Raw genomic sequence first — 25,288 nt, 5'->3', positions numbered from 1 at the left:
AATCAATAAAATGATACACCAGAAAGAATAACGTGACAAGGTGGAAACGAGCCTAAATATATAAAACAAAAAAAGAATCCAGATTCCCCTTATGTAAAATATTGAATTTCTGCATCGGGAAAATACTCATATATATAACCTCGTATTGTTTCTTCCAATACTTCTGCATCATCCTTTTGATATACATATTTCCCAATACCGTATCGTCCCCATTTATATTTCCGCTTCTCTTCATCCATTTCAAGTTTCGTATTCGGATAACGTTCTTGAATGACTTTTTTGGCTGGTTTCGTAAAACGATGTTGAATTAATTCGAACGTTAAATTTGGTATCGTCATGTCTTTTAACTCATTGTACAATCGTTCAAACAATTCACGGTACCCTTCTTCCCACCCTTCATGCATATAAATTGGCGCAACAATAAAGCCAAGAGGATAATTAGCCCCCGCTACTTTACGAGCAGCCTCAATTCGCTCTTCAAATGGCGATGTCCCTGGTTCAAAATTTTTAATCACATAACGTGAATTAATACTAAATCGAAAACGCGTTTTCCCATTATGCTTTGCATCTAATAAATGATCAACATGCGAATATTTCGTAACGAAACGTAAACGTCCATGTTCACTTTCTCCGATAAACTCTATCGCCCGCTTTAATGCATGTGTCAAATGATCAATTCCAACGATGTCTGATGTACACGCAGCTTCAAATCTTGTTATTTCAGGGGCCCTTTCATCCATATATTGCTTTGCCTTCTCAAAGATTTCATCTAGATTCACATACACCCTTACGTAAGGTTTACTCCCAAGTGTCGTTTGCAAATAACAATAATGACAATGTCCCATACACCCTGTTGCAAGCGGAATTGCATATTCAGCTGAAGGTTTTGATGTATCGAACTTTAACGTCTTCCTCACCCCAACGACAAGTGTTGCTTTTGCATTACGATACTTTTGCAATTCATTTTCCCCTGGAAAATTTCTAATTTGATTGTGTGATGTCGTTTCACGAATTTCTAATCCCATCTTCGTAAACTTCTCATAAAGCTCTTTTCCAAGCGGATATTCGAGTGCCCTCGGTTCAAAGTAAACGAGTTTTGGCATAAATGGTTTCATGTGCTTCCCTCCTCTCGTTAGTATGGGAAGCACATGAAAATTAACACAGATTAAAGTTTTCCACTTCAGTAACTTGCATTGCAAGTTACTGACTGTTATAATTTAGATAACAGCTACCTTGCAACGCAAGTTACCTGGATAAAAGGTGGTGAAATCATGCACAGCCAAATGTTAAAAGGTGTACTAGAAGGTTGCATTCTATATATCATTTCACAAGAAGAAGTGTACGGATATGAACTAAGTACAAAATTAAATAAACACGGCTTTACATTCGTAAGTGAAGGAAGCATCTATCCTTTATTGTTACGCATGCAAAAAGAGAAACTTATTGAAGGAACATTAAAAGCTTCCTCACTCGGTCCAAAACGAAAATATTATCACGTAACCGATAAAGGATTAGAACAGCTTGAAGAATTTAAAAAAAGTTGGGGAATGGTTTCAACGACGGTAAATAACTTATTACAAGGGGAGTGATAGGGATGAAGGCGCAAGACATGGTTGAATTGAACAATAAAAAACGCGAATTTCTAACACCTGAAAACGAAGCTGCTTACGGTGATATGTTAGTATATCTTCGGTTATCTAACGTACCCGAACATCAAGTAGAAGAACTTTTATTAGAAATATTAGATCATCTCATCGAAGCACAAGCAGAAAATAAAAATGCTTATGATATTTTCGGAAATGATTTACGATCTTACTGTGATGAACTTATATCAGCTTTACCAACCCAAACAAAGCTAGAAAAAACTTCTTTAATCGGTTTTATTATTAGCTTACTTCTTGCTATACAGTTTGGAATAGATGCACTTGTTTCGACTTTCATTTTAATCTTCGGGAAGAATATCGAACAATTAAGCCCAGCTTTTAGCATCCCTGGAACCACTTTGTTCGTTTCACTTATTATACTAGGCATACTTTTCATTTTATATTTGTTAAAGCGCTATTCCTTTGATCAAAAGATGAATTGGAAAAGAAGGATTCTATTTGGATTTGCATTTGCTACTCCATTTTGTTCAGCTGTATTTTTAAATGTCTATTTCAAAAAACAACCTTATCTCATTTATCATCTAACCTTTTGGCAAAACGCTTTAATCGCTATTCTATTTTATATTTTATATAAATTACTATACAAAAAATCAAATTTTTAACAGCCCTTCAAACGGCTGTTTTTCTTCTGTCTAATTTTACAAATTGAAAAATTTCATAAAGAAAATAAGAAAAATGCAAAATAATTAAAGTTAATTGTTGACGTGATGCTTTTATTATCGGTATCATAAATCTTCGTGAGCAATTATTTTTCGTTATACGATTTTTTTATTATTACTGAATTTTTGAGAGGAGAAATTAGATGTCAGTTAAGAAGAAAACGCAAGTACGCACCGGCAAAATGGTACGTGAACTAATGTTAGCAGACGAAGATGTAAATGCTTCGCTAATTATGGTATACAGTGAAAACGGTGTAAACGCAGAAATTAAAATCGAGGGCTTAACGCCGAAATGTAACGAAGAATTATTTTTGAGCGGAAACGTGGATTGGAACAAGAGTGTTATTTATAAAATTGTTGATTTCACTGGGAACGCGGAAGTTGGTAAAGTTACATTAACAGCGATGAATAAGAACAATGTTTCTCTAGAAATTGAACGCGTTATGTGGAGCAAAGAAAATAAAGAAGCTGCTGAGCAAGAAGAAACAGTTGTAGAAGCTACTCCGAACAAAGAAGTAGTTGTAGAGGCTCCTAAAGCAGTTACACCCGCTCCTAAACCTGTTATGCGTGTAGAAACACCCGCTATAACACCTAAGCCTACTCCGGTACCAACGCCGAAGTCAGTAAGTGTTGAAGCAGCTGTAGAACTATCTACTCCAGCACCTGTGAAAAAAGCAGTACCTACTCCAGTTACAAAGCAAGAGACAGCACCGGTTACTCCTGCAAAACCGAAGCAACCTGCTTTGACTGAAACAAATACAAAACTACAAGAAAATTATGTTAAACTTGTGAAAAAGACAATTGAAGTTTGTCAAGATTACGAGCTTGGCATCGACATAGATGATTCTATTGAAGGATTAAAAAAAGAGCTACAAAGCCAAGGTATTAGCGTTACATTCGACAAAGAAATTATGGACGTTGTAAATCGCCTTCGTTCTTTACAAGATAAAGGAATCAAAGTAGAAAAAGTACTTAATTTACTATAAAAATAAGGAGATGGCGGTCGCCATCTCCTTATTTTTTATAATTCCATTCATTACTTTCATACTTCTCTTTTGCTAAAGTTTGAACTTCATGAAGCTGTTCTTCTGTTAGTTCATACGGCACAAGCTCTATATCTAAACCTTTTTCAAATCCAGTTTCAAACGCTTTAATTAACTGTTCAATCGTAAATGTACGGTCTGTCAAATCATTAATCGCTACCGCTTTAGAAGAAAACATGTTTTTCATACGCTCTTTTACACGTTCATTCGGGAATAAAAATAGATCGTATAACTCATCTAAATCTATTTCTAACGGAATAGAACCGTGCTGTAAGATAACACCTTTTTGACGTGTTTGAGCACTACCTGCGATTTTTCTTCCTTCAACTACAATTTCATACCAAGATGGTGCATCAAAACATACTCCTGAACGCGGATTTTTTAAATTCTCACGATCCTCTTCTGTTTTCGGAACTGCATAATACGCTTCTAATCCTAATGCCTTAAAACCGTCTAATAAGCCTTGCGAAATAACGCGGTATGCTTCTGTAACTGTTTTTGGCATATCCGGATGATCTTCAGACACAATAACACTGTACGTTAATTCTTTATCATGTAGTACACCCCTGCCGCCTGTTTGACGACGAACGAATCCATATTTTTTTTCGTTAACTACATCCATATTTATATCTTTTTCAACACGCTGGAAATACCCGACTGTTAATGTTGGTACTTCCCATTCGTAAAAACGAATTGTTGGTGGCATTTTCTTTTCACTTTGCCAATTTAATAAACATTCATCTAACGCCATATTAAATGCTGGTGAACATTGACCAGAGTTAATATAACACCATTTTTCTTTTCCCATCCTGCACCTCATATAACCAATTATTTTTCACATTCTCTAGTCTACCAAATTCGACAAAATTTGTGAAAGAATACGAAATTTCTTCTTATATACAAATGAATCTGTTGCATAAATACATATGGGCATTATAATATTGAAAGTAGGATAAGAAAAAAGGGAGCGATAGAATCGTGTCAACAAACTTGATTATTATACTAGCCGCAATTGCAGCATTCATCGGCTACACTGTATGGATGTATTTCTATCAGAAAAAATTAATTAAAACACTTTCAGAAGAAGAATTTCGCGCTGGCTACCGTAAAGCACAGCTTATCGATATTCGCGAAGCAGATGAATTTAACGCGGGACATATTTTAGGTGCGCGTAACATTCCATTATCACAAATTCGCCTTCGCCACAAAGAACTTCGCCAAGATCAACCGGTTTATTTATATTGCCAAAGCGGATTCCGTACAGGTCGTGCAGCTCAATACTTAAAAAAACAAGGCTACACAGATTTCTACCAATTAAAAGGTGGATTTAAATCTTGGTCAGGCAAAATTAAAAAGAAATAACATACAAAAACTAGCTGCACGATACAGCTAGTTTTTTATTCCATATTGTTCGCAATGTACAGTAGATTTTGTTTAATCACATCTTCATCTTTCTCATCTACATTACGATATAATAGCTGATATTCAATCCCCTTCTCTTTCCATATAAGCGTAGCAAATTCGTCCCCTCGCTCGTAATCATCCTTATTTTTAAAATAAGCAGGTGCTCCATTATTCAATTTCATTTGTTCTTGAAATCGATTTTCTTCTACGAGGTATGGAAAACTGTAAGAAAAGTTGGCCACTGTTAATTCTATATAATCGTGCCTTCCTTTCTCTTGTTGCTTATATTTAATCGTTAAGACAGCATTCTTCTTTCCCATCGTTCTTACCTCTCCCTGCACATCACTCGTAATGTCATAAGGTAAAAACGTTGGAACTTTAAACTTCGCCGGAAAATATTTTGGAAGTTCCTTTAGCGGAATCGGATCAGTAACACGGTCCTTAGCCCCTCCTGTTGTTCCTACAAATGTTTTTTCTTCTTGCATCGTTTGCTGAAATGAACATGAGCTAAGTATTACACTAGAAAACACGAAACAAATGATTCCTTTTTTCAATTTGTTTCCGCCCTTTCATACCGCTCTCTTAACGAGTGAAGCGTTTATACTCTCTACTATTCGCTTCGTTATCAAACGCCTCCTCCGAAAACTTTCCACGTTATTCTCACACATTCTGACAAAAATTCTTTGCAGACATACAAAAAAGACCCCACTATTCTTACGCCCAAATAAAAAGGTTACGCGAACAACAGAAGTCATGCTTATAACATAGATTGTGAAAAGCTTTTCAGGTCAAGATTTTTTTCATTCTTATCATTTTCCCCTTATAATTAAGGAAAGAGGTGATACATATGGCCAATATAAAACAAATTGCAAAAACTGCTGGTGTATCTATATCAACTGTTTCTCGTGTCCTTAATAATCATCCTTACGTAAAAGAGGAAAAACGTAAGCGTGTTTTAGATGCAGTTGAAGAATTGAACTATGCAAAAAATATAAATGCTATCCATTTAATAAAGGGTAAAACATATACAATTGGCGTTATGCTACCTTTTATTAATCTTCCGTACTTTAGCACGATCATTGAAGGAATCGGAAACGAAGCGTTAGCAGCTGGATATCATATTAATTTATGCCAAACGAATTACGATAGTATTGAAGAAATTCGCGTTCTTGAAATGATGAAAATGAAGCAATTTGACGGGATGATTATTTGCTCTCGCACGAGTTCATGGGAACAAATTGAACCGTTCGCAAAATTTGCCCCTATTATTTCATGTGAAAAAATGAAACATCCCCTCATTTCATCTGTCTATGTAGATCATTACGAAGGATTCCGCCTTGGTACTTCCTATTTACTCAGTAAAGGTCATGAAAAAATCGGCATTTGTTTAGCAAGAAAAACAAGTGCTAATTCAATCGATCGTGAAAAAGCTTTCGCCGATACTCTTCGTCAAGAAGGAAAAACAGTGCACCCTGATTGGGTTTTTCATCAATGTTATACGATGCAGGACGGGGCAAAAATACTTCATCGTATTTTAAACATGAAAAATCGTCCAACCGCTATTTTCACAGCGAACGATCAAGTAGCTGCTGGTTTATTAACAGAGGCAAAAAAACATGGCATTCGCATACCTGAAGACCTCGCTATCCTGGGATTTGATAACCATGAAATTTCAAAAGCATTAGAAATTACAACTATTGAGCATCCCGGGCTCACAATGGGATCACGTGCTTTTTCTTTATTTCATAAACAGATACAAAACGAACACATTATTGGAAACTCAGAAGAACTTTCATTCCATTTAATTGAGCGAAAAACAGTCTAAAAAAGAGCGTTAACTATAGCGCTCTTTTTTATCCCTTCACCTATTGACTTTATATTTTTCATCTCATATAATTAACCTAACGAACGGTAGGTAGGGGATGAAAATGACAGCAAACCGCATTAAAGCTGTAGCACTTTCTCATTTCGCACGCTACGGCTATGAAGGAACTTCATTAGCAAATATTGCTCAAGAAGTTGGGATTAAAAAACCATCGATTTACGCACACTTTAAAGGAAAAGAAGAGCTATATTTTACATGCTTGGAATCCGCTCTTCAAAAAGATTTGCAAAGCTTCACAGGCGATATCGAAAATTTTTCAAAATCGTCTACTGAAGAATTGCTCTTAAATTTGTTAAAAGGCTATGCAAAACGATTTGGTGAAAGTGAAGAATCAATGTTTTGGTTACGAACTTCTTATTTTCCGCCGGATGCATTTCGCGAACAAATTATTGATAAAGCGAATGTACACATTGAAAATGTCGGAAAACTTTTATTCCCTGTGTTTAAAAGAGCAAGCGAACAAGATGAACTGCATAACATTGAAGTAAAAGACGCTTTGGAGGCTTTTTTATGCTTACTTGACGGCCTTATGGTTGAACTACTATACGCAGGTTTAAATCGTTTTGAGACACGTTTAGAAGCTTCTTGGAAAGTATTTTGGCGCGGACTTTCAAACTGACGGATTGCTCCTTTGCAATGCGTCGTTTTTAAGCCCTTTACCTAACGACTGGTAGGAAGGAGAAATGACATATGGCATGGATTTATGTAATCATAGCTGGTATTATTGAAATCTTTTGGGTGATTGGACTAAAAAAAGCGGAGGCACCACTTGAGTGGGCTGGTGTTGCTCTATTAATTACAATTAGTTTCGTCTTATTATTTAGAGCTTATAAAGATTTACCTGTTGGTACTGTTTACGCAGTCTTCACTGGAATTGGAGCAGGTGGAATCGTTCTTACCGAGATTTTCATTTTCGGAGAACCATTCTCTATTGTAAAAGTATTATTAATTGGTTTAATCTTCTTCGGAGTAATCGGCTTAAAACGAGTAACAGAAGAAAAAGAATCGAAGGAGGCTGCATAAAATGGCTTGGGTATTTTTAATTCTAGCTGGTATTTGTGAAATTGTTGGTGTACTCTTTATGAAAGTAGCCACTGAAAAGAAAGGCTGGGCACCAAAAGTTATTTTAATCACTAACTTCGGCGTAAGTTTCTTCTTCTTATCACTTGCGATGAACACATTACCGATGGGAACTGCTTACGCAATTTGGACTGGAATCGGAACTGCTGGAAGTGCACTTCTAGGTATTCTTATTTTCCGCGAGTCAGCGGATTGGCGCCGCCTTGCCTTCTTAAGCTGCATTCTATGCGGTGCTGTTGGCTTAAAACTATTAGGCTAACGTGAGGTGAATGTCATGTGGAAAGAAAAAGGAAAACAAATCTTAACATGGATCACACTTGGGATTATCATTCTATTGCAAATAAGTTTTCATATAATAGAATGGTTGTTTCATAAAGTAATATCCATTCTTACATTCCTTCCTAACATGGCACTTGAAATTGCATCTATCGTTTGGTCAATTATTGCCTCCATTACTATCGTAATTATATGGAGCATCGCCAAGCTTTGGAACAAGTTATTTAAAAAGGACAGTTCTTCTGAAAAGAAGTAACTGTCCTTTTTTATGTCTATTTTTCTATAGAAATTTGATGCGATAAGACAAAGCAGACCAACTATGACAACACTCATACCAATCCCTTTATGCAAACTAGGAAGTAGCGGTGGTATATCTGAGTAAAAATTTGCTAATATGAGACCGATTGAAACGAAAAGTACCCCTATTCTATATAACCATTTTCTTTTGTTCATCCTTCTCCCTCCTAAAATTTTTCATACACTCTTTCCTTTTGGACATACTACCTAAAAAAGGAGTGGATCATATGCAAAATTCTATACATAAACAGATCCTATTTTTATTTTTCCTCTTTCTCATTTTCATCATCGTTTTCAGCTTTATATTACATACTCCAAAAGATGTTGTACCGAATAGCCTCTCTGTTTATAAACTCTTACTTTCATATTGTCGTTATTAAAGAAGGTGCCTTTTATGAGGCACCTTTTAAAATTCTCTCTTCTCATACAATTTCACTGAAACGAAGATAGATACTATGAACATGCATATTGAACTAACGAATAACACGCTGTTATATAGTTGAATTTGTTCCAGGTTGATTTGAAACAAAGTTTCTAAAATAACAATCGGCGCCATGAATATTACTATCGTAATAAAAATAGTTTTTTTATACCCTAGCCAAAACGATATCGGTAAAACAAAGCTTAAATACACTAAAATAAAGCTAATACTAGCAACCATTGTCGTTTCAATAAATTCAAATAGGTTAACCCCATTCTTCATTCCCATCGTGAAACAACCGACCGTTACGCTTATAAAAATAATAATAATTGCTACTATATATTTCGCATACACAATTTGTTTCCTGAATATTGGCAAACTACTTACTATAACTTCACTCTCATTTTTACTATCTGCTTCAAATGTTTTTACTGTTGCCCCAATTGTAATAATTACTGACATAATTATGAACAGATTTTCCGTATCTGTTAAAGCCATATAAAAGAAAACAGGATACAATATGTACCAAATTAAAAATTTCCATTGAATGATGAAATCTTTTAAAATTAGTTGTTTCAACACTATTCTCCTCTCTCTTACAAATCACGCTCACTATACAAATTAATTGAGAATAACATAGACATGATATATAAAAGAAGCAGCCCAGCTATAAAACAAATATTTACGACTAGACTCGTGCTCCAGGCATTCTCTATATCTAACCACACTTTACTTACAATCAGTCCACTTAAATACCCCAACGCAAGTCCGGCGAACGGAGCAATTTGTTTTGCACTGCTATATCCTACTGAAAATTCAATAGGAAGTACGATCATGCTATAAACAAAACCACCTGTTATTCCTCCGAGAATCGCTCCCCATAGCATAAATACAGTTATATGCTCATTTTGTAACTGGATTAAACCAACTACAAGTGAGAAAATGCCACCTAAAGCAACTAAAATACTTGAAAATATGTATTTTGCTATGACAATTTCTTTGCGCTCAAACGGTAAACTATTTACTATCATTTCACTTTTATTTTTCCCCTCATAACTCATCGACAGTACCATACCAAGAAAAGGTATAGCTATGCTAAGCGTCATAAGAAAGCTGTCACTACGAAAATCAACAATAGCAAGGAAAAACAAACATATAAGATAAACAAACCCTAACTTTCTTTGCAACACTATATCTTTTAAGACCAGTTGCTTGATCATGTTTTACCCCTCCTAATATGAAAATGTCCCTTCTATAACTCTGCCTCCTGAAACATTTTCATTGAGAGAAACATTGATATGACTATACTTACTAATACTCCGATACCAAGAACAATCATTGCTAGTGTAGCCTCTTGAGAGTGGAGTACTTTTAACATAATTGTTTTATCACCAAAAACATTGCACATAAGACCAATCATACCCATTAAAGGAAAAAGCATAATCACATTCAAGACAGTAATAGCTTTATATCCCCCAATGTAATTAGTAGGTATCGTTACTACACAATAAATTAAAGTTGCTACTATTGCTGAAAACACTGCATATCCAGGCATAACTATATCCCTGTCCAACAAAATATTTTTTAATATTACGACTATAAAAGTTGCACTCAAACCAGCCATAATAAATAATGTGCTTGAAATATATTTAGCTATAACTATCTCTTGTCGTGTTATAGGCAAACTCACTAATACTTTTTCTGCTTTACTTTTCTCGTCATAATAAAAAGAAATATATATAATCGTACTACATGTTATAAATAATCCTATTGCAATCCCCATTGGTTGGACGGGATTCCTAAAAACAGAGAAAATAGGTATTAAAAAATAGAAAGGAAACATCTTCTTATGTAAGAAAAACTCCTTTAAAATCAACTGTTGCATATGAATTCTCCTCTCTATAAATCACGCGATCCATAAATTTTAATTGTTAGAAACATAGAAGCGATATATACACTAGCTAATATAATTCCTCCAACTATAAATAAGCTAAGATGTGATGGATTCATAATCCACTCAATGAATGAAGGTGCTGTTGCGTTCAGTCCATCCCCTATAAATATCCATGCAATTCCAGCTACTGCCATCGATGCTCCTGACAAGATACTTCTTGCTACCTTTGATTTGGTTCCGTAATAACTAGGAAAAAAAGCCGCAACAAAAACCAAAGCGTAAACATCCCCATTTACTACTCCATACCACGGAATTTCAATATACAAATTAGGATGGTATACACCGATATCATCAATAACAGCGACACCTCTTATAAGAAAAACAACTAACATAGTTGAGACTATCCCACCTACAATAAATATCGCACAGGAAATATATCTAGCAATTATGATATCCTTTCGACTTAACGGTAAACTATTTATAACAATGTCACTTTTATTCCTTTCATCCATATAGATTAACGTCATAACGGAGGAAAGGGTTATAAATAGACAACTCATCGGAAATAACAATTCACCCGCAGGCTCAAGTAAAAAGAACATAATGGGCATAATAAGATTCACTAACCAAGTTATCCGAAAAAAGTACAAATCTTTATAGATGAGCTGACGCATAGGCACCTCTCCCTTTCGCAGTGTAAACGATAATATCATCTAATGTAGGATTTTCTAATACAACCTCATTTCCAAACCAATCGATAATTGCTTGTTTATCCTCTGCTAAACCTTCGAAACCAAATTTATTTTTTCGTAATCCAACAAATAGTTCTTTTCCTTCTCGATCTAATAAGTCATTACTGCCCTTTACGATTACGTAGTTCTCCATTAATTCGTCTTTCTCACCAGTAAATATAATTTCTCCATCATTGATGAACGTAATATAATCTGCAATACGTTCTAAGTCTGTCGTAATGTGCGTTGAGAATAATACAGATACTTCATCTTCCATTACTATTTCTTGCAATATATCAAGCAATTCACTTCGAACAACTGGGTCCAATCCTGCTGTTGGTTCATCCATAATAATAAATTCCGCATGGTGTGAAAGTGCGATTGCAATCGCAAATTTCATTTTCATCCCTTTGGATAACTCTTTAATCTTTTTATACTTTGGAACTTGTAATCTCTGCATATATGATTGATACTGCATTTCGTCCCACTTTTTATATAACGGTGCAATAATCCGTTTCATTTGCTCACACGTTAAATCTTCGTAATAATGATTTTCATCATATACAAAACCAATATTTTGTTTTATTTCCTTTTCGGCTTTCTTATTGTCCTTACCAAAAATTTTTATATCACCGCTCTCTTTTCTGATTAAATTCATAATCATTTTGATCGTCGTACTTTTTCCAGCTCCATTCGGTCCGATAAATCCCATAATATATCCACGTGGCAATGTAAAACTTACATTTTTCACTGAGAAATCTTGATAAGTTTTACAAACGTTTTTTAGCTCTAACATCTCTTATTCCCCCTCATATAAACACGCAATCATCTGCTGTAAATCTTCAAGTGAAAGCTGCAACGCTTTACTTTCATTCACAATCCCTTCCGCTTTACTTTCCAATAGACGTAGCCGCTGTTCTTTTAGTAGTTCATTATTTTCACGTGAAACATAAGTCCCCTTCCCAGCAACAGTTTCTATATATCCTTCTTTTTCAAGCTCCTCGTACGCACGCTTCGTTGTAATTACACTAACTTGTAATTCCTTCGCTAAGCTACGAATAGACGGTAATTGGTCTCCACCCTTTAAACCACCATTTAAAATAAGCTGGCTTAATTGTTTTCTTATTTGCACATAAATAGGGTCTTGGGAAGAATTCGAAATAATAATATTCATGTTTTCCTCCAGTGTGTGTATATACTGTGTATACCTTATATATACAGTATATACACACCATCCTATTTTTGGCAAGAAAAAAAGACCAACATTTTCCTGTTGGTCTTTCGTATATGTATCACTTTTCAAAGCGATCTAACATTTCGTCTCTCATTCCGAAACTAACAACCGCAATTCCTACATACATAAAAAGAAGGAATGCTGGATGAACTGTATTGTACCAGCTGCTATCAACAATTAAATAAATCGTTAACGCCACAACAAGAACAAACGCTAAAATAAACATATAAAAGTGTCGTGTATTACCCATGATAAACTCCTCTCTTCTCTCTTCACCATTCAACAGTATATTGTATCGAATAATTCGATATGACTCAAGGTTAACTTTCTGTTATGTAATCAAGTTCTACCTTTACAATGTCCTCACACGCTATTGAAATGATTGTTCCTTGTTTATCAATCGCTGTCACTTCTCTATTATCCATTACACGGTGTGCTACTCTTTCTAACACTTTCCCTTGGTCTCGGTAACAAAATTCTTTTACATCTTTAATTGTTTCTCCATTTTCTAAATGGTATACCATTCTATAACATCGATATCCCACGCTTCCACCCCCGTCTTGCTCGTTTTTTCACATATACATAAAAATGAGTAATTTCTACCTCATCACATCTTCTTAATTTCAATAAAATTCTAACAAAAATAAATACTTTTATCAAACCGACTTTTTCAACAAAATCACCTATAAAACCGCATCTTTACAGCAATATGAAACAAAAAATATAAATTTTTAACATTTTTTTCATTCTAGCTGCACCAATGTTGCAAAAAAAAGAACCCGCATGTAGCGAGTTCTTTTTTTTGCAATCACACTTGTACAGGTGCTAGCTTTTCATAACGTAAAACTGGTTTACGAGCAGCCAATGTTTCATCTAAACGTTTTATTACTGTTGTATGTGGTGCTTCTTGTACAACTTCTGGATTTTCTTCTACCTCTTTAGCAATTTGAATCATCTTATCAATGAAACCATCTAATGTTTCTTTTGATTCTGTTTCTGTTGGCTCAATCATAATACATTCTTCCACATTTAATGGGAAGTAAATTGTTGGTGGATGGTAACCGAAATCAAGCAGACGTTTTGCAATATCTAATGTACGTACACCAAGTTTCTTTTGACGACGACCTGATAATACAAATTCATGCTTGCAATGTCTATCGAACGGAAGATCATAGAATGGTGCTAATCTTCTCATCATATAGTTCGCATTTAATACAGCATACTCAGTTACTGCACGCAAGCCATCTGGGCCCATAGAACGAATATATGTGTATGCACGAACGTTAATTCCGAAGTTACCATAGAATGGTTTCACACGCCCAATTGCTTCTGGACGATCATAGTTGAAGTGATAGCCATTTTCTGTTTTCTCTAAAATCGGTTTTGGTAAGTACGGAATTAAATCAGCTTTCACACCTACTGGACCAGAACCTGGGCCACCGCCGCCATGCGGACCTGTAAATGTTTTATGAAGATTTAAATGCACAACGTCAAATCCCATATCTCCTGGGCGTGCTTGGCTTAATACCGCATTTAAGTTTGCACCATCATAGTATAATTTACCGCCTGCGTTATGGACGATTTCTGCCATTTCTAAAATATTTTCTTCGAATAGGCCTAATGTATTTGGATTTGTTAACATAAGTGCTGCTGTTTCTTCGTTTACAACACGTTTTAAATCATCTAAGTCAACAAGACCATGTTCATTTGATTTCACTGTAATTGTTTCAAAACCAGCTACTGTTGCAGACGCCGGGTTTGTTCCGTGAGCAGAGTCAGGAACAATTACTTTCGTACGGTTAAAGTCACCGTTCGCTTCATGATATGCACGAATCAACATTAATCCTGTCCATTCTCCGTGTGCACCAGCTGCTGGTTGTAACGTAACAGTATCCATACCTGTAATTTCAATTAAATGTTCTTGTAAGTCATACATTAATTCCATTGCACCTTGCACTGTTTTTTCATCTTGAAGTGGATGAATATTTGCAAAGCCTGCGAAACGAGCTACGTTTTCATTAATTTTCGGATTATATTTCATCGTACAAGACCCAAGTGGATAGAATCCAGAATCCACACCGTGGTTACGGTTTGAAAGCGCTGTGTAATGGCGCATAATATCAAGTTCAGATACTTCTGGAAGCTCTGCATCTTCTACTCGAATATAATCACTCTCAAACACATCTTCTAATTTTACTTCTTCTACATCTAATTTGGGTAAGCTATATCCTACGCGTCCTTCTTTAGTCACTTCAAAAATAAGTGCTTGGTCTTGGTTCTTCATTGGATAGCCCCCATTTCGTTTACAAGTGTGTCAATTTCCTCTTTTGTACGAAGCTCTGTTACCGCTACAAGCATATGGTTTTCATGCTCTTTATAATCACGGCCTAGGTCGTAACCACCGATAATATTCTTTTGTATTAATACATCATTTATTTCTTTAACTGGACGTTTACAATCTACAACAAATTCATTAAAGAATGGTCCAGCGAACGTTACTGTGAAACCTTTCGCTTCAAATTGACGTTTTGCATATTGTGCTTTAGAAATGTTTTGACGTGCCATTTCTTTTACACCTTGTTTGCCAAGTGCCGTCATTGCAACAGAAGCTGCTAATGCATTTAACGCTTGGTTTGAACAAATGTTAGACGTCGCTTTATCACGACGAATATGCTGTTCACGTGCTTGTAACGTTAATACAAATCCACGTTTACCATCTGAATCTACAGTTTGTCCGACAAGACGTCCTGGAATTTTACGCATAAATGCTTTCGTTGTTGCAAAGTAACCACAGTGCGGTCCACCAAACTGCGTTGGGATACCGAATGGTTGTGCATCACCGATTACAACATCAGCACCGAATTTTCCTGGCGGTGTTAATGCGCCTAATGATAATGGATTTGAAGAAACGATAAATAATGATTTTTGTTGATGAACGATTTTTTCGATATCAGCTAACTTTTCCACTTGTCCGAAGAAGTTTGGATATTGAACGATTACACAAGCAACTGTATCATCTACTTCACTTTGTAATACTTCTAAATCTGTTACACCGTTTTTATGATCAATTTCAACAACTTCAAGATTTTGACCTTTTGCATATGTTTCAAGTACCGCTCTTGATTCTGGATGAACTGCCGCTGAAACAAGAATTTTCTTTTTGCGAGTATGACCAGCTGCTAGCATTGCCGCTTCAGCTAAAGCTGTACCTCCGTCATACATAGAAGAGTTTGCTACATCCATTCCTGTTAATTCACAAATCATTGTTTGGAATTCAAAAATTGCTTGTAATTCCCCTTGTGAAATTTCTGGTTGGTATGGTGTGTAAGCTGTATAAAACTCTGAACGAGAAATAACATGATCAACAATTACTGGAGCGTAATGATCGTATACACCTGCTCCTAAGAAAGAAGCATATTCTTTTAAATTAGCATTTTTACTAGCCATTTGAGATAACTCTTTTAACAGCTCTGGCTCTGATTTTGCTTCTTTAATTTTTAAATCCCCTTTAAAACGAACACTCTCTGGAATATCAGAGAATAATTCGTCGATCGTTTGAACGCCGATCGTTTGTAACATTTCTTTTTTGTCTTCTTCTGTCATTGGAAGATAACGATGCAACATGAAATCTACCCCTCTCCCCGTTACTTTGAACGTTTATAAAATGGTGTTGGAACAACTACTGCTTTGACGCGTTTATTACGAATTTCAATTTCTACTTCTGTATCAACTGCTGCGTATTTTACATCAATTAGTGCTAAACCAATGCTTTTCTTTAACGTTGGAGATTGTGTACCACTCGTTACTTCCCCGATTTTTTCTTCTCCTATAAATACAGGGTAATGCGTACGAGGAATACCGCGTTCGATTACTTCGATGCCGACTAATTTACGAGATGCACCGTTTTCTTTTTGCTCTTTTAACGTTTCTTTTCCAAAGAAATCTGCTTCTTTATTTGGTTTTACCGCAAAGCCAATTCCCGCTTCAATCGGTGTAATATCTTTTGATAACTCTTGTCCGTATAACGGAAGTGTTGCTTCGAAGCGAAGTGTATCACGAGCACCTAAGCCACATGGTTTTAAGCCCTCTTCTGCTCCCACTTCAAGAAGTTTCTCCCAAAGTTTTGCTGCATCTTCACTCTTACAGTAAATTTCGAATCCATCTTCACCTGTGTAACCTGTACGAGATACAAGTGCAGGAATTCCATCTACAAGAATATTATTTTTAAATTTAAAGAACTTAATTTCTTTCAAATCTTCTGACACAACTTTTTGTAAAATGCCTTCTGCTTTTGGTCCTTGAATTGCAAGCTGCGCAACTTCACTAGAAACATTGACTACTTTCGCATCGCCAATTACATGGCTAGCTAACCATTCGTAATCTTTCTCGATATTTGATGCATTGATTACTAATAAATAGTCTTCTTCACCACGTTTGTAGATTAATAAGTCATCTACTGTGCCACCATTTTCATAGCACATAGCTGTATATTGTGCGCCCCCTACCTTTAAGGTAGATACGTCATTTGTAACAACACGTTGTAAAAATGCTAAACTATCTACACCTTTTACCTCTACTTCTCCCATATGAGATACATCGAACAAACCTGCTCCTGTACGTACAGCTTCATGTTCCTCTTTAATGCTTGAAAATTGAACTGGTAATTCCCAACCACCGAAGTCGACTGTTTTCCCACCATACTTCGCGTATACATCAAATAACGGTGTACGTTGTAATGTAATCATGCTCTTTCCCCCTTATGCTCTGACAAATCAATAAAAGTTGCTTCCCATATCTAAACATTTTCATTCTGAAAAGATAAGGTTATACGGAATCTCAGTATATTTTTTTATGAAAGCGTAAATAAAAAGTTACTTTCTTGGATAAAATACGAAAGATTCCACACATTTCACACCATTATCCTAACATTATTCGCTATATTTCATCAATATTCTAGCATAAAAAATAATTTAGAATTTTTCATTCTTAATCTTATTAAATACAAATTTTGAAATTCAGCCCTTTATCATTGCCTATTCTTTAACTTTTAGTAATTGTGATAGCGCCTTATTACGAGGCTTATAATAAAGATTTTTTAAATAATCACTTTAGTTTATAAAAGGTGGGAGAGTCTTAATGAATGTCGATATTTCCGTAGATCGAACGTGGCAAAACAATTTTTTAAAAAGAATTGATGAAGATGGTCCTTGGACAAATTGGGATTTATATCATTTAGCTTATAAAACAGAGAAATCGTTACTCGTCCCTACTTTTGATGGATTGCAAGCACCGAAACATTTATCACATTTCACGCCGCTTCCACATCAATTAGAGGTCGCTCAAAATGTCATTGAACAAATGAATGGTAAAGCGATTCTAGCAGACGAAGTCGGACTTGGAAAAACGATTGAAGCTGGACTTATTTTAAAAGAATATATGGTTCGAGGACTTGTAAAAAAGGTACTCATTCTCGTTCCAGCTTCTCTCGTATCTCAGTGGGCGTATGAACTAAACACAAAATTTTTTATTCCTGCGGTCGCTCAAAAGAAAAGTTATTCTTGGGAACAAGCTGATGTCATCGTTTCATCAATCGATACTGCGAAACGTTCACCGCATCGCGATATCGTTTTAAACCTAGAGTATGACCTTATTATTATCGATGAAGCACATAAACTAAAAAATAATAAAACAAAAAACTATGAATTTGCACAGCGATTAAAAAAGAAGTTTTGTTTATTACTAACTGCAACTCCTGTTCAAAATAAAATCGATGAAATCTTCAACCTCGTTTCTTTATTAAAACCAGGTCATTTAGGCAATCAATCTAATTTTGAAGAATATTACGCTTCCAAAAATCGTTCCACTGAATCCGATGAAGATTTAAAAGCTCTTATCAATAAAGTAATGGTTCGAAATAGACGCAATAACACTGGCATTGATTGGCCGAAGAGGCATGTACGAACAATCTTCGTTGAATTCAATGAAGAAGAACAAGCTTTGTATAATGAAATTGAAAATTGGCGTGGACAAGATGCCGTCACATCTGCTTTCTCATCCTTAACTTTAAAACGGGAAGCATGTAGTAGTCGTGAAGCTGTTTACTATTCACTAAAAAAACATGTAGAAAAAAGACAGAAAGAAAATGAGCACTACATAAAGGACCCACATATTGATGTGCTGATGGACAAAATTAATCATATTCCGTTCAACTCCAAAGCAAATAAAGCACTAGAGCTTATAAAAGAAGTTGACGATAAAGTCATTATCTTCACTGAATATAGAGCTTCACAAATGTATTTACAATGGTTCTTACAACAACATGGCATTTCCTCTGTTCCATTTCGCGGTGGATTTAAGCGCGGGAAGAAAGATTGGATGAAGGAGCTTTTCCAAAATCATGCCCAAGTATTAATTGCGACCGAAGCTGGTGGTGAAGGAATTAACTTACAATTTTGTAGCCATATGATTAATTACGACTTACCGTGGAATCCAATGCGACTCGAGCAAAGGATTGGACGTATTCACCGTCTTGGACAAAAAAATGATGTTCATATTTATAACTTAGCAACAAAGCACACTGTTGAAGAGCACATTTTAAAACTACTATATGAAAAAATTAATTTATTTGAACGTGTAATCGGTGAACTCGATGAAATTTTAACGAGAATCAACATGAAAAATATTGATGCGCATATTCAAGAAATTTTCGCGCAGTCAAAAAGCGAAGGTGAAATTCGAATCAAGATGGAAAATTTAACATCTATTATCGATTTTGCGAAGCGCAATGAAGCAGAGGTGCAAGACTATGCAGCAAAATGAAATTCATAATTACTTATATAACTTTTTTGAGGCGAATAACTGCGAAATTTTAGAACGTTCCCCTCACCTATTAGACGTGCAGTTAACAATTGAAATGGATAAATTATTAATGAACCGCCCTTTCTATTGGCACTATCTTGAAAAAACAGGAGGCGTTCCGAACCCAATGCGCCTTACTCTTATTACAAATCCAGAAAACGAAGAAAACGACGGTGAACTTATTCATTACGGTTCACCCCGTTTGCATCAAATATTTGAAACAACAAAAGAACTAGGTTCATACATACGTTTATATGAGGAAGTGAAACATAGCGGGGCAACTCATACCCCCCTTCATCCTTGGCTTGGTGTAAATATAAAAGTATCTTATCAATGCGACCGAAAAAAAGACATACTTCATTCTATCGGTATTCATCTTATTTCCGGGACAATGATTGCAAACTTTCATGACACTTTAGCAGAGATCAAACTCACACCGAAAATACCTGACTTTTGTTTTACCCTCTCACCTATCATTAAGCCACAAAGTGGCTTACAACGTATAGAGGATGCTTTAAAAAGTATAATCGCTGAAGATGACCACACGTGGGCAAAAGAAGCGAGAGTGCGTTGGAATCACGATTTAGACCTTTTAAATCGATTTTACGAAGATAGCGATGAACTTCCAGAAAGCTATGAAATTGAAAAGCAAGCATTACAAGAACAATACGAACCACGCATTACAATACAAATTATAAACGGTGGTCTCTTTTATGTTACCGCAAATCATTTTCTATCTTAAAGAAAGCTCCTTCAGATTGAAGGAGCTTCTTTTAAGATATGTTCCCAGCCTATTCTCTATCTTCATTACGCCCTTGCTGTTTTTTCTCTGTCATACGTTTCTGATATGCACGATCCTTTGCACTTACATGGTTTGCATCAGTTGGAAGATTCTCTTTTGAACGACCAATTCCATTACTCATCTTTTTCGCCTCCTTTTTGCATGTTTCAAAATGCATCTTTATTTTCAGCTAGAGGCACAATCCTTATACAAAAAAATAAGAGCAGCCAGTAGCTGCTCTTACTCATTCACGTATTTTTGAAACATATCATGGATGCCTTGATTTACGAGGTTCGAGATCTGTTCGTCAGATTTATTCGGATAACGATCACGTAATCTGATAGATGCCTTCACCATTAAATTTTCTAATACAGAACGGCCACCTTCTCCATAAATAATTTCAGCATACTTAACCAGTCTTCCATCCTCTAATGTTGCTGGATTATGATTGAAGAAAAATTTACTCATTGTCTCCACCTCTCTTTTGATAACGTTTACATTTATATAGATTATTTATGTTATTTATTTCACAATATTGTATGCATGTATATTTAATTAGTTTCATTATAAAGTAACATATCAATAGTAAATATGTGATTTTCCATCCATTTTGTGAACAAATCAAAAAAATGAAAGCGTTTCCTTTATTATATACTAAAAAAACTTACTACGCTAGGGACAATTTTTTTAATCTACTAATCATCTACTTTTCTTTTTTTTATTAAACCTTATACAATTTTCAGAAATTATATTATAAAATATATGTATGACTTAAGGAGGATTTGTATGAATCAAAATAAAAAAGCTATATTAGATCTTGTCTTTTATCTCGTATTCCCATTCCTCATTTGGAAATTTGCAAAACCTTATATCGATCCTTATTACGCAATGTTAATTTCCTCTGTTCCGGGGATTATTTATACACTGTATACCTTTAAAAAAGAAAAACAGTTTAACGTTACAGGGTTCTTTATTTTAATTACACTCATTTCTAATACAACGGTAGACTTAATATCTGGATCAGCGGAACGAATGCTATGGAATGATGCATATTATCATATCGTACTTGGCTGCATCGTTATATGTACAATCTTTATAAAAAAACCACTTATGTTATATTTCGCAGCGGATATTTCAGCACTGCAAGGTCATGATCGTGATAAAAGTCGTGAGCTTTATCGTGATAGTCGTATATATCCAGCACTGCAATATTTAACACTATTTTTCGGCCTTCAATTTATATTAAAAAGCTTCTTGAAAATCTATTTCATCTCTGTTTTCGGTGTAGATGGATATGGTGAAATGAGAGCTATTATGACCGCTGTTGGCTGGGGTATTTCTATTTGCATCGGAATAGGGTTTGTATGGGTAAATAATAAGATACATGCGGTTACTGAAGAAAAAGAATCTGTGCAACAATAAATAAAGATCCCCTAGCAGCTTGTTGCACTAGGGGATCTTTATTTTGCCAGACATATTACGAAAAAGTTAGCTTGATTTTTTTCTTTTATTTTTTACATTTCGATAAAACAAAGCAGCGCTCAGTGGCATAACACCAAACCATTTATTTAAGAATGGCTCTTTCTCCGCACGACGTTGTTGTTTCTGTTGTTTTCGATCCTCTTTTGGAGCATCCATATATGACACAAATTGCTGTGTCACAAATCGTACATAATCATTAGTAGACATATTATCATCACCTCTACTTGATTAGTATGTCCACTTTTTTATTCATTAATCTTTTGCTTTAATTCATTCATAATTTGCTTTACCGACTTATTTGTCGTATCGATATGAATATCAGCCTCTTCATAATAAGCTCGGCGCGATTCAAATTTCGTTATAAATGCCTCTATATCTTTCTTCTGAAATAGTGGACGTGTCGTATCTTCACGAAGCCTTTCTGCAATTACATGTGGATCGCAATATAAATACACAACAGTTCCATTTTCCTTCATCCACTTTCGATTTTCCTCTCGTTCAATAATCCCTCCACCAGTTGTCATAATTACATTCTGAACCGGTAATGAACGTAACATTTCACTTTCATATTCACGAAAAGCCATTTCGCCTTCTTCTGCAAAAATATACCGAATCTCTTTCTCTTTCTGCTCTTCGATTTTTTGATCTGTATCTACAACTTCCATATGGAGTTCTTTACTTAACGCTTTTCCAATTGTTGTTTTCCCGACTCCCATATAGCCGGTTATGTATATAGATTTCATTTTCGTTCCTCTCAATCATCCGTTATTATTTGTTATTATAACGAAAGATGTTACTTTATTTAATAAAAAAACGTTTTGTTCTTCTTATACTATGAAGAACAAAACGTAACATACTCACTATTTTCTCGTAATCAAACAAGCTGGCTCACTTTTACTTATAAGTACCTCTTCTCACCCACTGCGTTGCAATCCATTTCTCGCCCTTCGTAACAGGTGCCCCTCCATGTAACGTAAGCTCATTTAGTGATTGATCTTGATAAAAGTACTCAAAGTATACTGCCATTCCCTTTCTAGGGTGTACAGAAAGATTTAATTTCGGAAAGAATGTTTCTCCGCCTTCTTCTACATCATTTAAGTACATCACAAGAGTACTTATACGATTATTAGCAGCTGATCTACTATGTTCCGCAAAATAATCATAGTGCGCTTTATATTCTTGATCTACTTCATAATTTAAAATGTGCAATCCTTCTCCATGCGCTACAGGAACATTCGTGATAGATGAAATTCGTTTTTCAATCTTCGAAGTTAGTTCATTCTCTTCCAAAAATGCACCACTACTTGTTCGAATATCATTTACATCACGTGATGAACCAACTTTAGAACGTTCCATCTTGCTTTTAGACAATTCAATTAATTCATCGCACTCTTCATCACTTAATACATTTGCTAATACGACAATAAGAGGTTCTTCGAATTTTGAAATAATTTGTATTTCCCTATCCTCTGTCATAATCGTATTTCCTTTATGATCAAAAATAGTTTGTTCCTTATTTTCACCTATTTGATTGTTATTTGTCATTTCCTTATCTCCCTAGAAAAAAATGATTGGATAGCATGAATATATCATATTCTTTCTACCTTTCTCTTTTTTGAGAAAATTTAAACTTTTGACCATTATTCTTATCCCTTTCCTCAAAGAAATTGACTCCCTCCACAATAGAAACTCATGGTTCTTCTCCATATATTTTACATATTATCCTTCTACCCAATCAAATATTTTATTATCCTTTTCCCTATACCGAAAGCTCACTGTATAGAAAACTCTCTGTTTTGTAACACATTGCAACGAAATGATAATAACATCATTTTCAAAGACGTACTTTCCACTCACTTCTCCTCTTTCATACTGAAATAAAAAAACATCCTCTTTTTCTTTTTGCTGTAACTCTCTTTTTATATCTGACATAGCGCGATCAACAAGTTCCTCCATGAAAAAACTTTGTTCTATTTCAGAATAAAATTTTTTATCCGAAAGTAACATATTCGTTTCGTACATCAAAAAAGAAATGAATAAAATAAGAAAAATAATTGTTCCTGGCATTGCAAATCCATCTTGTTTTCTCATGTTTCTATCTCAATTTCACTATAGCGCACAGCCACGCCTTCATATATTTCACCACTTATATCTTTCACATATATATATAACAAATGAGGTGTTAATTTATACGAAATCGCTTCAATCCTTTGTAATATAAATTCCCTTCCGCGCATATTTACTTTTCTTATTAAATTACTATTCAACTTTTCATACGTCACCTGATCACCATTACGAAGTTGGAAGCGTAAAATATTCCCACCGTTTTCTAGCTCTATCTTCCTCACACTTAATACTTCACGAAACTCTAATTGCATTTGTCCTAAAAACACATCCCACTCCCAGTCATTTAATCCTTTTGAATGTGTATTTTCTATCCCCATAATATGAAGACGCGGTAAAAGTAAAAAGAACATTGATAAAAGCAACAAACATGCAATCATTTCTATTAATGTAAATCCCGCTTCTTTTTTATTTTTTCTTTGCATAAAGGCATTGCTCCATCGCTTTTCCTCTCATATCTTTCCACATCGTACAAACTTCATCTCCTCTCCAATATGTGTAATATACAATTCCTTTTATGACTTGCTCTTTTACTCGCTTTTCCTCATTCTCATACTTAAATAAGGCCGCTTCTTTTTTTAATAATATTAATGCTTTATAGCTCATTTTTATATTTTTTCTTTCTTGCATAATTAATAATGTTTGCGGGAGCAATAACGATGCCGCCATCATTATTAAACTTAACGCTACAACTATTTCAACCATTACTGATCCTTTTTGACACTTCACGATACGTAAATCTCCCTCTTCCAAGCTGAAATACAATCTCATATTTATACCCTCGATAGGAAAGTAAAATCGTACCACCCCTATTAATATTCCCGCTCGGATTATATGTCATTGGATTTGGAAAGGTATGCAAATCCATTTGGACATCTTTATCATATTCTCTCTTAACAATTAAAAGGTCTGTCTCCGATTCCGAAATATAATACATCTGTTTCCCTTTAAACCAGCGTAACGTATAATGTTGTTGACGCTTAATCGCCAACTGCTGCATATACAAAATATCATTTGAAAACTGTTTCAAAAACTGCTCAACTTTTTGTTTTTCATGTAATGAAGTAACGTTAAAATGCGTAACAACACTCAGTACAGAAATAGCAAATAAGACAAGTAGCATTTCTAAAAGAGTAAAACCTTTTTGCTTCACGATTTCCCAGCTGATACCGTACCATCATCGGAAATATGGATTGGTTCACCTTTCGGGCAAGTTTTTGAAGTAATATACTTTCCTGTTTCAAGTTCCTCTATTGATGGAATCTTATTATGTTGCAAGTGATATGCTTGTATTTGTGCTTCTATAGATTTCACATAGGCTGCACATCCTTTTCCTTGGACGGATGAGCGCTGTGTAACTACATTTGGAATAATTAATAGTAATAATACAGTTATGACAACCATAACTAATAACATTTCTAAAAGAGTAAAACCCTCCTCATTCTGCATGTAAAT

36 protein-coding genes are annotated in these 25,288 nt (G+C 35.0%); 12 read left to right on the top strand and 24 right to left on the bottom strand.

The genetic code is table 11. From position 1 onward, the window contains the following. Nucleotides 1–89: 89 nt before the first annotated feature. The gene (gene splB, locus BG05_RS10860; protein ID WP_002067092.1) at nucleotides 90–1,115 is read right to left on the bottom strand and encodes a spore photoproduct lyase; all 1,026 of its coding nucleotides are present in this window, start codon (nucleotides 1,113–1,115) and stop codon (nucleotides 90–92) included. A 156-nt stretch (nucleotides 1,116–1,271) separates the two neighbouring features. Between splB and BG05_RS10855 the strand changes: the two genes are divergently transcribed. The 3 genes from BG05_RS10855 (at nucleotide 1,272) to BG05_RS10845 (ending at nucleotide 3,309) form a co-directional block, all read left to right on the top strand. After that, complete coding sequence (locus BG05_RS10855; RefSeq protein ID WP_000556081.1) at nucleotides 1,272–1,589, top strand: PadR family transcriptional regulator; 318 nt, start codon at nucleotides 1,272–1,274, stop codon at nucleotides 1,587–1,589. A gap of 5 nt (nucleotides 1,590–1,594) precedes the next feature. Continuing rightward, a complete protein-coding gene (locus tag BG05_RS10850) occupies nucleotides 1,595–2,266 on the top strand; it encodes a DUF1129 family protein (RefSeq protein WP_002138305.1) in 672 nt (223 codons plus the stop codon). Between the two features lie 200 nt (nucleotides 2,267–2,466). Next, entirely contained in the window at nucleotides 2,467–3,309 is an 843-nt protein-coding gene (locus BG05_RS10845; protein ID WP_002111777.1) for a hypothetical protein, read from the top strand. A gap of 28 nt (nucleotides 3,310–3,337) precedes the next feature. On the opposite strand, the gene BG05_RS10840 is transcribed toward BG05_RS10845, so the two are convergent. Further along, nucleotides 3,338–4,174, bottom strand: coding sequence for a lipoate--protein ligase family protein (locus BG05_RS10840; RefSeq protein ID WP_003191416.1), 837 nt, complete (start codon nucleotides 4,172–4,174; stop codon nucleotides 3,338–3,340). A 170-nt stretch (nucleotides 4,175–4,344) separates the two neighbouring features. Between BG05_RS10840 and BG05_RS10835 the strand changes: the two genes are divergently transcribed. Then, nucleotides 4,345–4,728, top strand: a complete 384-nt coding sequence (locus BG05_RS10835) for a rhodanese-like domain-containing protein (protein ID WP_002034000.1) — start codon at nucleotides 4,345–4,347, stop codon at nucleotides 4,726–4,728. Nucleotides 4,729–4,763: 35 nt separating this feature from the next. Here BG05_RS10835 and BG05_RS10830 read toward each other — a convergent pair whose 3' ends face one another. Continuing rightward, nucleotides 4,764–5,300 (bottom strand): hypothetical protein, encoded by a 537-nt coding sequence (locus tag BG05_RS10830; protein WP_016100627.1) that lies wholly within the window; start codon nucleotides 5,298–5,300, stop codon nucleotides 4,764–4,766. Between the two features lie 317 nt (nucleotides 5,301–5,617). Between BG05_RS10830 and BG05_RS10825 the strand changes: the two genes are divergently transcribed. The 5 genes from BG05_RS10825 (at nucleotide 5,618) to BG05_RS29455 (ending at nucleotide 8,267) form a co-directional block, all read left to right on the top strand. Then, nucleotides 5,618–6,595, top strand: coding sequence for a LacI family DNA-binding transcriptional regulator (locus BG05_RS10825; RefSeq protein ID WP_002129066.1), 978 nt, complete (start codon nucleotides 5,618–5,620; stop codon nucleotides 6,593–6,595). Nucleotides 6,596–6,692: 97 nt separating this feature from the next. Then, nucleotides 6,693–7,274: a TetR/AcrR family transcriptional regulator gene (locus BG05_RS10820; protein WP_003191412.1), complete on the top strand. Its 582-nt coding sequence runs from the start codon at nucleotides 6,693–6,695 to the stop codon at nucleotides 7,272–7,274. A gap of 71 nt (nucleotides 7,275–7,345) precedes the next feature. Further along, nucleotides 7,346–7,678 (top strand): DMT family transporter, encoded by a 333-nt coding sequence (locus tag BG05_RS10815; protein WP_002111782.1) that lies wholly within the window; start codon nucleotides 7,346–7,348, stop codon nucleotides 7,676–7,678. A 1-nt stretch (nucleotide 7,679) separates the two neighbouring features. Continuing rightward, a complete protein-coding gene (locus BG05_RS10810) occupies nucleotides 7,680–7,994 on the top strand; it encodes a DMT family transporter (protein WP_003191407.1) in 315 nt (104 codons plus the stop codon). 15 nt (nucleotides 7,995–8,009) lie between these two features. Next, complete coding sequence (locus BG05_RS29455) at nucleotides 8,010–8,267, top strand: DUF3975 family protein (protein WP_002167685.1); 258 nt, start codon at nucleotides 8,010–8,012, stop codon at nucleotides 8,265–8,267. Between the two features lie 447 nt (nucleotides 8,268–8,714). On the opposite strand, the gene BG05_RS10795 is transcribed toward BG05_RS29455, so the two are convergent. The 11 genes from BG05_RS10795 to gcvT all read right to left on the bottom strand — a co-directional run bounded on the left by BG05_RS10795 (nucleotide 8,715) and on the right by gcvT (nucleotide 17,333). Continuing rightward, a complete protein-coding gene (locus tag BG05_RS10795; protein ID WP_003191403.1) occupies nucleotides 8,715–9,311 on the bottom strand; it encodes an ABC-2 transporter permease in 597 nt (198 codons plus the stop codon). A 14-nt stretch (nucleotides 9,312–9,325) separates the two neighbouring features. After that, nucleotides 9,326–9,949, bottom strand: a complete 624-nt coding sequence (locus tag BG05_RS10790) for an ABC-2 transporter permease (protein ID WP_033734246.1) — start codon at nucleotides 9,947–9,949, stop codon at nucleotides 9,326–9,328. 32 nt (nucleotides 9,950–9,981) lie between these two features. Further along, nucleotides 9,982–10,614: an ABC-2 transporter permease gene (locus tag BG05_RS10785; RefSeq protein WP_003191399.1), complete on the bottom strand. Its 633-nt coding sequence runs from the start codon at nucleotides 10,612–10,614 to the stop codon at nucleotides 9,982–9,984. A gap of 14 nt (nucleotides 10,615–10,628) precedes the next feature. After that, a complete protein-coding gene (locus BG05_RS10780) occupies nucleotides 10,629–11,297 on the bottom strand; it encodes an ABC-2 transporter permease (protein ID WP_033734245.1) in 669 nt (222 codons plus the stop codon). Beyond that, nucleotides 11,278–12,150 carry an ABC transporter ATP-binding protein gene (locus BG05_RS10775; RefSeq protein ID WP_003191395.1) on the bottom strand — a complete coding sequence of 291 codons (873 nt, stop codon included), beginning with the start codon at nucleotides 12,148–12,150 and terminating at the stop codon, nucleotides 11,278–11,280. The genes BG05_RS10780 and BG05_RS10775 overlap by 20 nt, the downstream gene beginning before the upstream one ends. A gap of 3 nt (nucleotides 12,151–12,153) precedes the next feature. After that, the gene (locus BG05_RS10770) at nucleotides 12,154–12,528 is read right to left on the bottom strand and encodes a GntR family transcriptional regulator (protein WP_033734242.1); all 375 of its coding nucleotides are present in this window, start codon (nucleotides 12,526–12,528) and stop codon (nucleotides 12,154–12,156) included. Nucleotides 12,529–12,646: 118 nt separating this feature from the next. Further along, entirely contained in the window at nucleotides 12,647–12,838 is a 192-nt protein-coding gene (locus BG05_RS10765; RefSeq protein ID WP_002088608.1) for a hypothetical protein, read from the bottom strand. Nucleotides 12,839–12,908: 70 nt separating this feature from the next. Next, nucleotides 12,909–13,112, bottom strand: a complete 204-nt coding sequence (locus BG05_RS10760; RefSeq protein WP_000262495.1) for a DUF3929 family protein — start codon at nucleotides 13,110–13,112, stop codon at nucleotides 12,909–12,911. 284 nt (nucleotides 13,113–13,396) lie between these two features. Further along, nucleotides 13,397–14,872: an aminomethyl-transferring glycine dehydrogenase subunit 2 gene (gcvPB, locus tag BG05_RS10755; RefSeq protein ID WP_002122485.1), complete on the bottom strand. Its 1,476-nt coding sequence runs from the start codon at nucleotides 14,870–14,872 to the stop codon at nucleotides 13,397–13,399. Continuing rightward, nucleotides 14,869–16,212 (bottom strand): aminomethyl-transferring glycine dehydrogenase subunit 1, encoded by a 1,344-nt coding sequence (gene gcvPA / locus BG05_RS10750; RefSeq protein ID WP_002015020.1) that lies wholly within the window; start codon nucleotides 16,210–16,212, stop codon nucleotides 14,869–14,871. Before gcvPA ends, gcvPB begins: the two co-directional genes overlap by 4 nt. Before the next feature lie 20 nt (nucleotides 16,213–16,232). Then, complete coding sequence (gene gcvT / locus BG05_RS10745) at nucleotides 16,233–17,333, bottom strand: glycine cleavage system aminomethyltransferase GcvT (RefSeq protein ID WP_002034013.1); 1,101 nt, start codon at nucleotides 17,331–17,333, stop codon at nucleotides 16,233–16,235. Nucleotides 17,334–17,724: 391 nt separating this feature from the next. Here gcvT and BG05_RS10740 point away from each other — a divergent pair, with 391 nt between their 5' ends. Together BG05_RS10740 and BG05_RS10735 are read left to right on the top strand one after the other, a co-directional pair. Then, on the top strand, nucleotides 17,725–19,407 hold the full coding sequence (locus tag BG05_RS10740; RefSeq protein ID WP_002015016.1) for a DEAD/DEAH box helicase: 1,683 nt from the start codon (nucleotides 17,725–17,727) through the stop codon (nucleotides 19,405–19,407). Further along, the gene (locus BG05_RS10735; protein WP_002088611.1) at nucleotides 19,394–20,188 is read left to right on the top strand and encodes a YqhG family protein; all 795 of its coding nucleotides are present in this window, start codon (nucleotides 19,394–19,396) and stop codon (nucleotides 20,186–20,188) included. Before BG05_RS10740 ends, BG05_RS10735 begins: the two co-directional genes overlap by 14 nt. 49 nt (nucleotides 20,189–20,237) lie before the next feature. On the opposite strand, the gene BG05_RS31845 is transcribed toward BG05_RS10735, so the two are convergent. Both BG05_RS31845 and BG05_RS10725 read right to left on the bottom strand, forming a co-directional pair. Further along, entirely contained in the window at nucleotides 20,238–20,369 is a 132-nt protein-coding gene (locus tag BG05_RS31845; RefSeq protein ID WP_002129080.1) for a hypothetical protein, read from the bottom strand. Nucleotides 20,370–20,467: 98 nt separating this feature from the next. After that, nucleotides 20,468–20,695 carry a hypothetical protein gene (locus BG05_RS10725; RefSeq protein ID WP_000032698.1) on the bottom strand — a complete coding sequence of 76 codons (228 nt, stop codon included), beginning with the start codon at nucleotides 20,693–20,695 and terminating at the stop codon, nucleotides 20,468–20,470. Between the two features lie 318 nt (nucleotides 20,696–21,013). Between BG05_RS10725 and BG05_RS10720 the strand changes: the two genes are divergently transcribed. Next, nucleotides 21,014–21,649 carry a VC0807 family protein gene (locus BG05_RS10720; protein WP_002015010.1) on the top strand — a complete coding sequence of 212 codons (636 nt, stop codon included), beginning with the start codon at nucleotides 21,014–21,016 and terminating at the stop codon, nucleotides 21,647–21,649. 66 nt (nucleotides 21,650–21,715) lie between these two features. Here the strand turns inward: BG05_RS10720 and BG05_RS10715 are convergent, their stop codons facing one another. The 8 genes from BG05_RS10715 to comGC form a co-directional block, all read right to left on the bottom strand. Beyond that, complete coding sequence (locus BG05_RS10715; RefSeq protein WP_002015009.1) at nucleotides 21,716–21,916, bottom strand: YqzE family protein; 201 nt, start codon at nucleotides 21,914–21,916, stop codon at nucleotides 21,716–21,718. A 38-nt stretch (nucleotides 21,917–21,954) separates the two neighbouring features. Beyond that, nucleotides 21,955–22,452: a shikimate kinase gene (locus BG05_RS10710; RefSeq protein ID WP_033731265.1), complete on the bottom strand. Its 498-nt coding sequence runs from the start codon at nucleotides 22,450–22,452 to the stop codon at nucleotides 21,955–21,957. Nucleotides 22,453–22,603: 151 nt separating this feature from the next. Next, nucleotides 22,604–23,254 carry a 2OG-Fe(II) oxygenase gene (locus BG05_RS10705; RefSeq protein WP_002131210.1) on the bottom strand — a complete coding sequence of 217 codons (651 nt, stop codon included), beginning with the start codon at nucleotides 23,252–23,254 and terminating at the stop codon, nucleotides 22,604–22,606. Nucleotides 23,255–23,428: 174 nt separating this feature from the next. Continuing rightward, nucleotides 23,429–23,800, bottom strand: a complete 372-nt coding sequence (gene comGG / locus BG05_RS10700) for a competence type IV pilus minor pilin ComGG (RefSeq protein ID WP_033731267.1) — start codon at nucleotides 23,798–23,800, stop codon at nucleotides 23,429–23,431. Then, nucleotides 23,797–24,258 carry a competence type IV pilus minor pilin ComGF gene (comGF, locus tag BG05_RS10695; RefSeq protein WP_033734241.1) on the bottom strand — a complete coding sequence of 154 codons (462 nt, stop codon included), beginning with the start codon at nucleotides 24,256–24,258 and terminating at the stop codon, nucleotides 23,797–23,799. The genes comGG and comGF overlap by 4 nt, the downstream gene beginning before the upstream one ends. Next, entirely contained in the window at nucleotides 24,242–24,538 is a 297-nt protein-coding gene (locus BG05_RS10690) for a hypothetical protein (protein WP_033734238.1), read from the bottom strand. The genes comGF and BG05_RS10690 overlap by 17 nt, the downstream gene beginning before the upstream one ends. Then, complete coding sequence (gene comGD, locus BG05_RS10685; protein WP_002129089.1) at nucleotides 24,531–24,986, bottom strand: competence type IV pilus minor pilin ComGD; 456 nt, start codon at nucleotides 24,984–24,986, stop codon at nucleotides 24,531–24,533. The genes BG05_RS10690 and comGD overlap by 8 nt, the downstream gene beginning before the upstream one ends. Then, nucleotides 24,983–25,282: a competence type IV pilus major pilin ComGC gene (comGC, locus tag BG05_RS10680; protein WP_002088623.1), complete on the bottom strand. Its 300-nt coding sequence runs from the start codon at nucleotides 25,280–25,282 to the stop codon at nucleotides 24,983–24,985. Before comGC ends, comGD begins: the two co-directional genes overlap by 4 nt. Nucleotides 25,283–25,288 lie beyond the last annotated feature (6 nt).

The sequence above is a fragment of the Bacillus mycoides genome (assembly GCF_000832605.1).
Lineage (GTDB): Bacteria > Bacillota > Bacilli > Bacillales > Bacillaceae_G > Bacillus_A > Bacillus_A mycoides.
This window is presented reverse-complemented; position numbering and strand designations above follow the sequence as displayed.